Here is an 11,945-nt window from a genome sequence, read left to right as displayed (position 1 = left end):
TACCGCTGCGGCGTGGTGCCGACGACGTCGGTCAGCGTCGGAGTGAATCGCGTTTCCTCGTTCCGGGAGCCGTCAATGCATTGCAGCGTCTCAGCCGGCCCGTGCCCGTGCGGGAAGAGAAGAAGGACAGCCGATGACTCAGACGCAAGAGCAGGGGACCGCGGACGAGACGGCCCGGGCAGTGGACGCGGCGTCCCGGGGCTGCCCGGTGTACCGGTCGAACCCGCATCCCCTGTACCGGCATCTGCGTGAAGCCTCGCCCGTGAGCCGCCTCACCCCGCCCCACGGTGTGGACTCCTACCTCATCACCCGGTACGAGGACGCGAAGGCCGCCCTGGCGGACCCGAGGATCAGCAAGGACATGTACGCGGCGGTCGACGCCTACCGCTCCGTCTTCGGCGACTCCTCCATCGCCCTCGACGACAACATGCTGTTCGCCGACCCGCCCAAGCACACACGGTTGCGCCGGCTCGTGAACCGCGCCTTCGTCCCCCGCCGTATCGAAGCCCTGCGCCCGCGCGTCCAGGAGATCACCGACGCCCTGCTCGACAGGTTCACCACCCTGGAGCCCGTCGACCTCCTGTCCGACTTCGCCTTTCCCCTCCCGCTCCAGGTGATCTGCGAGCTCATCGGCGTTCCCGAGAGCGAGAGGCAGAAGGCCCAGCAACTGTGCTCGGTCGTGGCGCGGACCGGTTTCAGCAAGAAGGACAAGGCCCGTCTGGCCGAGGCCGAGAACGGCTTGCGGGAGTACTTCGAGGACCTCATCGCCCGCAAGAGGAAGCGCCCGGAGGACGACCTGCTCAGCGTCCTCGTCCAGACGCGGGACGAGCAGGACTCGCTGACGGACGGCGAGTTGCTGTCCACCCTGTGGGTCCTGCTCTTCGCGGGCCACAAGACGACCGCGTACCTCATCGGCAACGCCGTCCACACGCTGCTGACCCACCCCGACCAGCTCCAGCAGGTCGTCACCTCGCCCGAGCTCCTCCCGAACGCGGTCGAGGAGATCATCCGCTTCGAGGGCTCGGTGGAGAACGCGACCTTCCGTCACGCCCTCGAGGACATCACCGTCGCGGGGACGCTCATCCCCAAGGGCTCCTTGGTGCAGATCGCGATCACCTCGGCCAACCGGGACGCCGCCTCGTTCGAGCGCCCCGACACCTTCGACATCACGAGACCGGGCGTGCAGAGCAGCCACCTGGGGTTCGGGACCGGGCCGCACTACTGCATCGGCGCACCGCTGGCGCGGATGGAGATGCAGATCGCCCTGGCCTCCCTCTTCCGCCGCTTCCCGAGGATCTCCCTGGCCCGGCCGGCGGAGGAGGCCGAGTGGCTCACCGTGCCCTTCCCCGCCTTCCGCGGCCTGACCCGCCTGCCCGTGATGCTGGACCCCTCCGAGACCCCGACCGACTGAGCGCCAGAGCGTCCCGGGCGTCCGGCAACGGGTCCCGGCGATCGCGTCCGGCGGGTCGCGGCAACCGCGCCGGCCTTCGGGAAGTCCCGGGCGCGCCTCCTGACCACGCCGTCGTACCGGCGGGTTCCGGAACCGCCGGCGGCGTCAGGCCGGGACGGGTTCGTCGCGGCGTCCCTCCGCGGTCCGCGTCCCGTGTCCGAGGGCCCGCTCCAGCCCGCGATCGACCACCCAGCGCTCGTCGTACAGCGAGCCGAGGTAGCGCTCACCCATGTCCGGCGCGAGCGCCACGACGGTCCTGTCCGGGGCGATCGAGGCCCCGCGCCGCCGCACGGCGGCCAGGACGGTGCCCGTCGACCCGCCGGCGAGCAGGCCGGTGTGCCGGGCCAGCCAGCGGCATTCGCGCACCGTCTCCCATTCCGGCAGGAGCAGGACCTCGTCCGGGGCGTTACGGTCGAGGATCTCCGACGGCCGGCTCATGCCCAGGCCCGGGATGTGCCGGGTGCCCGGGGCCGAGCCGAAGCTCACCGACCCCACGGTGTCGACCGCGACGATGCGGGTCGACGGGCTGTGCCGGCGGAAGTGGTCCACGCAGCCCATCAGGGTGCCGCCGGTGCCCACTCCGACGAACAGGTAGTCGACCCTCTCGAAGGCGGCCAGCACGGCCGGCGCGGTGGACCGCTCGTGGACCGCCGGATTGCTCGGGCTGGCGTACTGGTTCAACCAGTACAGGTTCGGGTCGCCGGCCAGCCGCCGCCGGATGTACGCGATGCGGGAACCGAGGAAGCCGCCGTTCGCGTCCCGGTTGCGCAGGACGACGACCTCGGCTCCGAGCGAGCGCATGACGGCGGTCGCCGACGCGTTGGCGTTCGCGTCGGTGACGCAGGTCAGCTCGTAGTTCTTCGCGGCGCAGACGACGGCGAGGGCGATGCCGAGGTTGCCGGACGTCGACTCGATGAGCCGGACCCGCCTCATGTCGGCGCCCGAGTCCTCGGCCGCCTCGACCAGACCACGTGCCGTTTTCATCTTGATGGAACCGCCGGGGTTGAGGCCCTCCACCTTGATGTAGAACCGGTCCAGGCCGGCGACGTCCCGCACCCGCAGGAAGATGTCGTCCGGAATCAGGTCGTAACTGTGGTCGGCGATCAACATGGTCTCCTGGTTGTCCGCACGGACTGTGCACGGATACGGCGCTCCGGCCGCCGGCGGTGAGGGCTGAGTCCTGATGGACGGTCTCGTCGTGCGCGGGGCAACGCGTTCGCCTGTGCGTGTGGGTGAGCCGTGCGCGGACGGGTGCCGCCCGCCGGCGGCCGTCGTGCGCGCGATGCGCCGGCGGGCCGGTCGCGCCGGACCGGACCGGCGTCGTCCGCCCGGGGGCCGGCCGGGCCCGGAAAGTGGTGCCTGCGCTGCTTCCCCCCGTGAAAGCAGCGCAGGCACCCGTTCAGAGGGCCGGCGCACTCCGCCGCTCGGAGTGGAGCGCGCGCGGCACGGCCTCGTCGGACGGAGCCGGGCGGGCTGTGCGCGGCGACATGGTGGTGGTCCCCTCTCCGAAGTGCCGGCTCACCGGTGCGAACCGCGGTGATGCCGTAGATTCTTCGGCGTCCGCTGTCCCGTCCGACAGGGACCGCAGTCCCATCCCTTCACGGGTTCCGCCCGCGCCGCCGAAGCGCCCCTGCCCGGCCGGCGGCCCGGTTCCCCGGTCCGCGTCACCCCGCCAGGGGCAGGCCGCCGCCGGTCCGGTCACCGGCTTCGACGTGCAGGAGGTGCCGGATGACCGCGTCCGCCGTGTGCGGGGAGGCGATGACGCTGAGGTGGCCGCAGCCCGGGACGCAGACGGACGCGGCGTGGTGACCGGCTGTCGCACTGGACACCGACACGACGGGATCGGATTTCGCGGCGATGAGGGACCACCGCACGTCGCGCTCGGTCCCGATCGCGGGCAGACCGGCGAGCAGCGCGGAGCCGGTGCGCATCTGTCCGGCGGCGGGCCCCACCGCCGCTCGCGCCAGCACCGTGCCCTGATGCGGCGTCGCCACGGTGATCGCGCCGAGCGCTTCGGCGTCCGTTCCCAGCCGCTGTACCGCGTAGCGCACGGCCAGACCGCCGAGGCTGTAGCCGATCAGGTGCACACCGTCGGCGCCGCTGCGCCGCACGAGGGTTCGCACGGCACGGGCGAGTACGGCGGCGGCCTGTGTGATGTCGGTGCGCAGGGTGTCGTAGCGCAGGGTGGTGACGTCGTGGAACCCCGCCCGGCGCAGGTGCGGCAGAAGGGGGTCCCAGCACTGGTCACTGGTCAGATAGCCGTGCACCAGGACCACCGGCCTGGCCGTGCCGGCCGCCGGCGCCCGCTGGAGGCCGGTCGGGGCGGCGGTGACGGCGACCGCTTCGGCCCTGGCGGCCCCGGTCAGCACCGGCGTCCGGGGAACCAGCCGGACCAGGGCGCCCAGTTCGCCGACCGCCGTCCGGACGCGGGAAGGGCACCACCCCGGCAGTCCCGTCCGCGGCCCCCCGAGGACACGGGGTGGATCGGCATCGAGCGGTCCGCGTCCTGTGCCGGTGACGACGGGCGCGGACGGTGTGACTCCGGCGGACGGGACGGAAGGGGCTTGCTGAGGTGACATCGTTGTGGCCTTCCTTCGGCTGCGCTGGTCCACCCTGGCCTCGGTCGTGCTGCTCAGAGGGTGCGACGCCCCCCGTCCCGTCCAGCAGGGAGCGAAGTCCCATCCTGTGACGGGCGCTTCTGGCATCGCGGGCGCCTTTCGTCGATCGGGCGGGCGCTGCCATAATCGAATCGACGGTCACAGGACCAGGTGGTGTCAGCGATGACGGCCCAAGACGTGACATCGGATGTTACTCGACCGGGTTCTCCGGGGCCGGCCGGTCGGCGCGGGCCGGTTGCGCCCGTCAGGACCGCGGTCGGCCCGGAGGACCGGTGGTGCTCCCGCCCCGCCGGTTCCCCGGCGTGCGGCGGACGTCCCGGGCGCCCGTCGGGGAACAGACGCAGCACTGTCCCGCGCTCTTCGTGATCTGCTCGCCGGGACCGGCACGACGGAGAACGATCGCATCGGGTTCCAGCTGTTCCACCGATCCGCTCCGCCCGTGCCGGACACCGCCCGGCATCCTCAGCCGCCTTCCCCCCACCCTCCTCGCGGCGGGCCGCCCGCACGGACCGGCCCCGCTGACGCGGTTCACCGCGGGACATGCGAGGTGAGGCGACAGACCAGCATTTGGGACCGCTGCCCCATGACGACGCACATGGCCCCTGCGAACCTGGAACCATGGCGCGGATCTCGTTCGGCGGCAGCGGGCTCGGAGCGCAGGGGCCGACCACCATGAGCCGTTATGCGACCGCCGGGATATGTTCGGCCCTCGTCCTGCTGACCGCTGTGATCCTGTGGATCCGCGTCGTCGGTCCTTCGGACGGAACCAGCGTGCAACTGTCGAAGGGCACGTTCCACGGCGACCGGATGACCGTCTCGTCGGTCCTGGACGACGCGACAGGACTGCGCAGCGGGGACGTGGTGACGGCGATCGACGGGATTCCGCTGCGGTCCTATCCTCCCGACCGCCCGGTACACGTCGGCAGCACCCTCACCTACACGGTGCTGCGGGACGGAGACCTGGAACAGGTGACCTTCCGGCTCCAGGACTTCCCGGTCGCGGGATTCCTGGTCCAGTCCTGGCCGTCACTGCTCACACTGCTGGCTCTGCTGGCGACGGCCGTCTTCGTGTTCCATGCACGGGCCGCCGACCCGGCGGCACAGGCACTGATGCTGGTCGCGTTCCTCGCGTTCTGCGGGACCGTCACGTACCTGCTCGGTGATCAGGCGTTCCGGCTGGCCGCCCACGGCCCGACGGCCATGGAGGCCGCCGGCGAACTCGCGCTGGCGCTCATGTGGGGCGCGATAGCCCATTTCTCGCTGGTGGCTCCCGGCACCGGGCTCACGGTCACCCGGCGGCGGATCGTCGCGGTCTACAGCCTGCCCCTGCTGCTGCACGGCATCTATCTGGCGTGGATGCTGCCCTCCGCCCGCAGCACCCCGGAAGTGCGCGGCCTCATCGCCCAGTTCTCCCTGATGCCCAGCCTGGTCCTTCCCCTGCTCGCCGCGGTGCTCCTCTTCCTGAGCTACCGGGCGACCAGTGACATCGAGTCCCGGCGGCGGGTGCGCTGGGTGCTGCTGGCACTGGCCCTCGGCGGGCTGGCGTTCCTGGCGGTCTGGGGCGTCCCGAACCTCATGGGGTGGCCCGTCCCGCCGTCGAACCTCATGGCGTTGATCTACCTGCCGCCGCCCGTGGCGCTCAGCGCGGCGATCCTCCGCTACCGGCTGTTCGACGTCGAGGTCATCGTCCGCCGCTCCCTGCTGTACGGGAGCCTGACCGCGTCGGTGGTGGGCATCTACCTGGCCGGCGCCTGGGTGCTGAGCCGGGTCTTCGTCACCCATCCCACCCTGGCGGCCGTGCTGGCCGGCGGGCTGATCGGACTCATCGCGCCGCCGCTGCACTCCTTCCTGCGCCGCCGGGTCGGGCGGCTGGTGTACGGCGAACGGGACGATCCGTTCAAGGTCCTGTCCCGCCTGGGCCGCATCGACGCCGCCGAGGATCCGCGGCTGGTGCTGCAGACGGTCGTGGAGACGGTCGCCCAGACCCTCCGGCTGCCCTTCGCGGCCATCGAACTGCGCCGCGCGCAGAGCCGGTTCGCGGTCCAGGTCGGCTACGGCCGTGACACCGGCCGGTCGGTCACCCTGCCCCTTGCGCTGGCCGACGGCGTACGGGGCCGGCTGACCCTGGCCGTCAGCCCCGGGCAGGAGCCCTTCGGGCCGGCTGACCGCCGCCTGCTGGACACCCTGGCCCGTCAGGTCAGCGGCGCCGCGTCCATGGTGCTGCTGACCAATGAGCTCCAGCAGTCACGGGAGCAGATCGTCCTGGCGCGGGAGGAGGAGCGGCGCCGGCTCCATCACCGCATCCACGACGGTCTGGGCCCGAACCTCGCCGCCGGCATCATGCGCATGGAGGCCGCCCGGGAACTGCTCAGGCGGAACCCCGACGCCGCCGGCAGACATCTCGACGAGCAGATCGCGCTCACCCGATCCCTGATCGGCGACATCCGGGGTCTGGTCTACAACCTGCGGCCGCCGGCCCTGGACCAGCTCGGGCTCGCCGGTGCGCTGCGTGAACGCACGAGCCAGCTGTCCCGGCCGGACACGTCGAGCCGTATGCAGGTCCTGGTCGCCCAGGAGGGCGACCTGGGCGACCTGCCCGCCGCCGTGGAGGTCGCCGCCTTCTGGATCAGCGTCGAGGCCGTGAACAACGCCATCCGGCACGCCCAGGCGTCCCTCTGCCGCGTCCGGCTGGCCCGCGGGCCGACGCTGTCCGTCAGGATCTGCGACAACGGCCGGGGCCTGCCCGAGCGGGTCAGGTCCGGCGGCGGTCTGATCTCCATGCGCGAGCGCGCCGAGGAGCTGCGCGGCACATGCCGCGTCTACCGGGGGGACGAAGGCGGCACCGTCGTCGAGGTGCACCTGCCCATCAGGGAGGCGGTGACCGATTGATGAGCTCGGACCGGATACAGGTCGTCATCGCCGACGACCATCCCTCGATACGGGCGGGCGTGCGGGCGCTTCTGGAGATGGCGGAGGACATCGAGGTGATCGCCGAGGCGAGCACCAGCGAGGAGGCGATCGAAGCGGCGGCGGACCTGCAACCCGACGTGGTGATGATGGACCTGCGGATGCCTCGCGTCGGCGGGGTCGAAGCCACCCGGGTGATCGTCCGGCAGAGCCCTCACATCGCCGTGCTCGTGCTCACCATGGTGGAGGACGGCGACTCCGTCTTCGCCGCCCTGCGCGCCGGAGCACGCGGCTACCTCCTGAAGGAGGCCGGCGCGGCCGAGCTGCTGCGCGCGGTCCACGCCGTGGCGAGCGGCGGCTTCATCACCAGCCCGGCGGTCGCGTCCTGGGTCACGCAGTTCTTCACCACCCCGGTGACGGAACACCACGCGGAGGCCTTCCCGACCCTGACGCAACGTGAGCACGAAGTGCTGGACCTCATCGCCCAGGGACGGAACAACGCGCACATCGCCCGTCAGCTCGTGCTCAGTCCCAAGACCGTGCGCAACCACATCTCCAACATCTTCGCGAAGCTGCACGCCGCCGACCGGGCGGACGCGATCGTGCGCGCCCGGGAAGCCGGCCTGGGGCAGCGCAAGACGGCGCCGTAACGGTTCATCACGGACGGAGCCGAGCCGAGGACGCGCGACGGGGCGCGGCTCGGACGCGCCGCCTCAGGGGAAAGTGCCTCCGACGACGGCGAGGACGTGTACTTCGGCACGTCCGATCCCCGCCGGCCAGAGGCACTTCCTGTTTCGCCGTTCACCGGTCGGACGGCCCGTCTCCGGACAGCCCGCCTTGCGAAAGCGCGTGGTCGGAGCATGACGGTGGACCCGTCATCCGGTCTTTCACCTCATTCCGCCGCCACTTCACAGGAGTCGGACCCTAGGGTGAGGATGGGGCACATGGCGTCCACGCACACGCCCTGGTCCGGCTCGTCGTCCACTTCGAGGATCTGCAGAGCGAGCACGTCGACCGTGGTCTCTTCTTCCATGGGAATTCACCTCCTTTCACCTGTGTTCTCCCGCTGTTCTCCCGCTTTCTCGACATTCCTGGCCGTACGAGGAATCGAACGGGGCGTCCATGGGCGTGGGCCGCCGTGGACCATTCTCAGCAGGAACGCCGCGATCCCGGCGAGGCCGGTGCCGAAGCCGGCCGCCGTGCCCGTCCCCGTCTCGTCCACGGGCAGCACGCGGCCCTCCCGCACCACGTGGCGTACGAGGATGCCCGTCGCGACGTCCTCGGCCCAGGTCCGGTAGCGCTCCTCACCGGTCGCCTCGGCGAGGTCGAGCAGGAACTCACCGTCCCCGGACAGCCCGTGGCACTGCGTGGGGCCGGCGCCCCAGCGCGAGCGGTGCACCGCGACGGCGGCCCGCCCGGCGAGGGCGAGTGACCGGTCGTCGCCCTCCTCCTGCCACACGCGCAGGAGGAAGGTGCCCACACCGGAGGATCCGCTGCACCAGTGGGTCCACAGGCGGCCGTCGTCCTCGTCCTCGGGCCAGTGGGCGGCGCCGTCCGACTCGCGCGCCGCGATGGACAGTGTGCGTGCCGCCGCCCGCGCGGCGCTCGTGAAGGCGTCGTCCCCCGTCGCCCGTCCCGCGGCGAGCAGGAAGCTCCCGACCCCGGCGACACCGTGGGCGAAGCCGTAGGCGGCACGCCCTGCCAGCCGGGACTCGAAGTCCGCGGCGACGGGCCACAGGACGCGTCCGTCGCGGTGTTCCGCGCCTTCCAGCAGTGCTTCGGCCGCCTGCCGCGCGCGGCTGAGGAAGTCGGTCTCACCGGTGACCTCCCAGAAGCGCAGCTGGGTCAGGCCGGCGCCGGCGACGCCGTGGCAGACGTCCGGGTTGGGCCATCGGACGGGGACCGCCCGGGCCAGGTCCTCGGCGAGCAGCACGATGCCGTCGTCGCCGAGGGCCCGGCCGGCGTCCAGCAGCGCCCAGGCCGTCCCCGACCGGCCGAAGTGGAGGCCGGGCAGGATACGGGGCTCGCGTGCCACCGCGCCGGCGATCCATCCGGCGGCATCCCGCACGGCGTTCCCCGTCTCCGGGTCCCGACGCACCTCATGGGCTCGTACGAGCGTTCCGAGGATCCCCGCGGCACCGTGCTGGACGTTGCACGGATCGCTCCTCGCACCGGACCTGCCCGGCGTCCAGAGCCATGCCGGGTCGTCGGTGCGCATCGTCGCGACGAGGTGGCCGAGCGTGTCGTCGAGCATGCGCCGCAGCGGACCGCCCGCCGCATCGCCCGGTGCCGTGCCGGGGCACGGGGGGACGGCGGGAGCCGCCGGTGCGTCCGGAAGTGTCGGCACGGCGCTCCGGGAGCGGGACACCAGTCGTCGCACTTCGCCGATGCCCGGGCGCGAGCCGGGGTCCTCGTGCAGGAGGGAGAGGGCGAGGGCACCGAAGCGGCGCGCGTTGGGGTTGCCGGGAGCGAGCCGGTCCAGCCAGTACGCCAGTCGCTCGTGCCGCGGCCGCACGGCCGGCCGGTCGGGGGCCAGCAACGGGTCCGTGCCGCTGATCAGGTGGAAGAGGGTGGCACCCAGGCTGTAGAGGTCGGCGGCCGGCTGCGGCGCGGCACCGACGCGGGGTGCGCCGGCCTGTTCCGGTGCTCCGTAGCCGGGTGTGTGGGCCCGGGTGACGGGACGCTCCCCGGGGCGGGCCAGCAGTTCCAGGTCGATCAGGCACAGACTGCCGTCCTCGCGGACCATGACGTTGGCGGGGTTGAGATCGCGCAGCACCAGGCCCCGCTCGTGGACCGTCGCCACGAGAGCGGCCAGTTCGGCGACGACGTGCGCGACGGAGTCCGGCGGGGCTCCCCAGGTCCCGTCCTCGGACCAGCGCACGGAATCCCTCACCCATGCACGCAGCGTGGAACCCTCGATCTCCTCCTGTACCAGGAAGAGGTCCTCCTGCTGCTCGAAGAGGTCCACGAACCGGGGCGTCACCCCGGAGGACGCGAAGTGCCTCAGCATCCCGGCCTCGTGACGACGGCAGTCCCGGACGTCACGCCCCGTCAGCGTGGCCCGGGTGTGCGCGCGGGCCTGCTTCACGATGACGGAGGCGCCGGTGCCGCGGTCGAGGGCGCGGTAGACACCGCCGGCGCAGGAGTGGCGCAGCGCCTGCCGCACCTCGTACCGCTCGTTCAGCAGGACCGTCCTGGCCACCCGTCCGGCCGGAGCGGACCGCGCACCCCCCTCCGCCGGGGAGAGCGGATCGCGCGGCGCCCAGGGCGGTGTCCTGAACCGGGCCTCCCGCCGGTCCAGGACCGGTGTGCCGTCCGGCGCGAGGAGCAGCGCCTCGTACATACCGTCGTTGCTGAGCATCGGCACACCGTCGAAGACGCCGTACCGGTAGTGGACCAGGCTCCCCCGGCGGTAGGCCTCGTCCGACAGGATCCTGGGGCCGGGCAGGCCCTCGGTCGCCCGGTCGAGTTCCTCCGCGAGCGTACGGAAGGCGTCGTCGCCGGCTTCGGGGTAGACGGTGATGAACTTGCCGGCGCTGCCCCGGTCGCACGCTCTGGACACCAGCTCCGCGACACGCTCGACGCTCTTGGCGAACTTGAATCCGCACCGGTGGCGTACCAGGACGTCGACGGCCCGGGCCAGCACCAGCGGGGCGGACAGAGGGGTCGCCGACAGATGCAGCTTCCACCCCTGCACCCGGGAGCGGTGCGCCGGAGGCCGGACACGGCACCAGAAGTCCCCCGTCTCCAGCCGCCAGTCGCGCGACGCGTGGCGCTCCAGCGCAGCCCACACGTAGTCCGTCAGCAGAATTTCGTCCGGAACTCCCGGATGCTCCTCACCGGCCCCGGACACGCCGTCCGGCGCTGCGACAACGAACCGATCTTCCATTCTCTTCCGTCAATCCATACGTGTACATCCACTGAAATCCCGCAGACGGAAAAAGGAATTCCCCCGTTCAGAACTGGCCGATGCCGGGCAGCGCCGGGCAATCGGGGTGCCATTACGGGATAATACGAATGAATTTCGCGACGTTCAATATCCGTGAACATAAATTCACGGCAATATTTCGACGCCGTCCGTATGTCCTTCAATGACCCGGCCGACTGCCGGAGCGCAGGACGACTCCTGTGGCGAGCGCTGCGCCAGGACGCTGGAAAGGAAGACGGAATACGGAGAAAGGCCTACTGCAGCCTGCCGACCGGACGCCCCGTCGAGGGCCGGTGCGCGCGGCCTCCGTGCGGAGGAGGTCTACGCGACGGTCCGGACGGATCCCGTCGCATCGAAGGAGCCGGCTCCGCACGAGCCGGGCCGGAGCCTTCGGCGGTCCCGCGCCCCTCTCCCCCGCCCGCCGGCCTCAGCAGCCCTGACCGGTCGCGGGCCTGGGCGCCACGGTCACGAGGACGCCCCGCGCGGCCGTTCCGTCCGGCCAGGTCCATCCGGCGACGAGCCCTCGGCACGACTCCCGCGCGGTCCGCGACGGTCGCAGGACGCGGTTGACGTGGACGTCGGCCCCCTCGTCAGGGCCGGTGCCGTGCACGGTGACGGTCGGGTCGGGGGTGTCGCTCTCGCTCTGGTGCTGCGGAACCGCCTCGCCGCGCAGAAGCGCGTGCAACTGCGCCGTCACCACCGGGTCGTGGACGCCGTCGTAGACCCACCGGGTGCCGAGCACCCCGTGCTCGGAGGTGCCGATCAGCGCTTCGCCGGGGACGCCCTCCAGCGCCGCGGCGCGATAGCCCATCGGCACCAGGTACGCCACCGGCTCCTGCGCGGCGGCGTCCGCCACGACCATGAACTCGATCCCCACCTCGCCCTCGGGATCGTCCAGGCGGAAGCCACCGGCCCTGACCAGTTCCGGCGCTCCCCCACCGCCCGCGTACCAGCTCTGCCGCGGCACCCACGCGGTGAGCAGCTCCAGCTTGGTGGGCGCCATGGTGGTGCGGTGGATGGTGGCCATGCGAACTCCCTCACG

General features: G+C 72.0%; 8 protein-coding genes. 3 read left to right on the top strand and 5 right to left on the bottom strand.

All coding sequences use genetic code 11. From position 1 onward, the window contains the following. Window positions 1–133 precede the first annotated feature (133 nt). On the top strand, window positions 134–1,411 hold the full coding sequence (locus tag IE271_RS06940) for a cytochrome P450 family protein (protein WP_190189275.1): 1,278 nt from the start codon (window positions 134–136) through the stop codon (window positions 1,409–1,411). Between the two features lie 144 nt (window positions 1,412–1,555). Here the strand turns inward: IE271_RS06940 and sbnA are convergent, their stop codons facing one another. Both sbnA and IE271_RS06930 read right to left on the bottom strand, forming a co-directional pair. Beyond that, window positions 1,556–2,560, bottom strand: coding sequence for a 2,3-diaminopropionate biosynthesis protein SbnA (sbnA, locus tag IE271_RS06935; RefSeq protein WP_190189274.1), 1,005 nt, complete (start codon window positions 2,558–2,560; stop codon window positions 1,556–1,558). A gap of 554 nt (window positions 2,561–3,114) precedes the next feature. After that, window positions 3,115–4,029 carry an esterase/lipase family protein gene (locus IE271_RS06930; protein ID WP_190189273.1) on the bottom strand — a complete coding sequence of 305 codons (915 nt, stop codon included), beginning with the start codon at window positions 4,027–4,029 and terminating at the stop codon, window positions 3,115–3,117. A gap of 657 nt (window positions 4,030–4,686) precedes the next feature. Here IE271_RS06930 and IE271_RS06925 point away from each other — a divergent pair. Continuing rightward, complete coding sequence (locus IE271_RS06925) at window positions 4,687–6,957, top strand: histidine kinase (RefSeq protein WP_190189272.1); 2,271 nt, start codon at window positions 4,687–4,689, stop codon at window positions 6,955–6,957. Further along, on the top strand, window positions 6,957–7,625 hold the full coding sequence (locus tag IE271_RS06920) for a response regulator transcription factor (protein ID WP_190189271.1): 669 nt from the start codon (window positions 6,957–6,959) through the stop codon (window positions 7,623–7,625). Before IE271_RS06925 ends, IE271_RS06920 begins: the two co-directional genes overlap by 1 nt. Before the next feature lie 242 nt (window positions 7,626–7,867). Here the strand turns inward: IE271_RS06920 and IE271_RS06915 are convergent, their stop codons facing one another. From IE271_RS06915 to IE271_RS06905, 3 genes are all read right to left on the bottom strand, one after another. Next, the gene (locus IE271_RS06915; protein WP_190189270.1) at window positions 7,868–8,008 is read right to left on the bottom strand and encodes a hypothetical protein; all 141 of its coding nucleotides are present in this window, start codon (window positions 8,006–8,008) and stop codon (window positions 7,868–7,870) included. Between the two features lie 6 nt (window positions 8,009–8,014). Continuing rightward, window positions 8,015–10,864 (bottom strand): class IV lanthionine synthetase LanL, encoded by a 2,850-nt coding sequence (gene lanL, locus IE271_RS06910; RefSeq protein WP_190189269.1) that lies wholly within the window; start codon window positions 10,862–10,864, stop codon window positions 8,015–8,017. Between the two features lie 466 nt (window positions 10,865–11,330). Continuing rightward, window positions 11,331–11,930: a maltokinase N-terminal cap-like domain-containing protein gene (locus tag IE271_RS06905; protein ID WP_190189268.1), complete on the bottom strand. Its 600-nt coding sequence runs from the start codon at window positions 11,928–11,930 to the stop codon at window positions 11,331–11,333. Window positions 11,931–11,945 lie beyond the last annotated feature (15 nt).

The sequence above is a fragment of the Streptomyces minutiscleroticus genome, from assembly GCF_014650875.1.
Taxonomy (GTDB): Bacteria; Actinomycetota; Actinomycetes; order Streptomycetales; family Streptomycetaceae; genus Streptomyces; species Streptomyces minutiscleroticus.
This window is presented reverse-complemented; position numbering and strand designations above follow the sequence as displayed.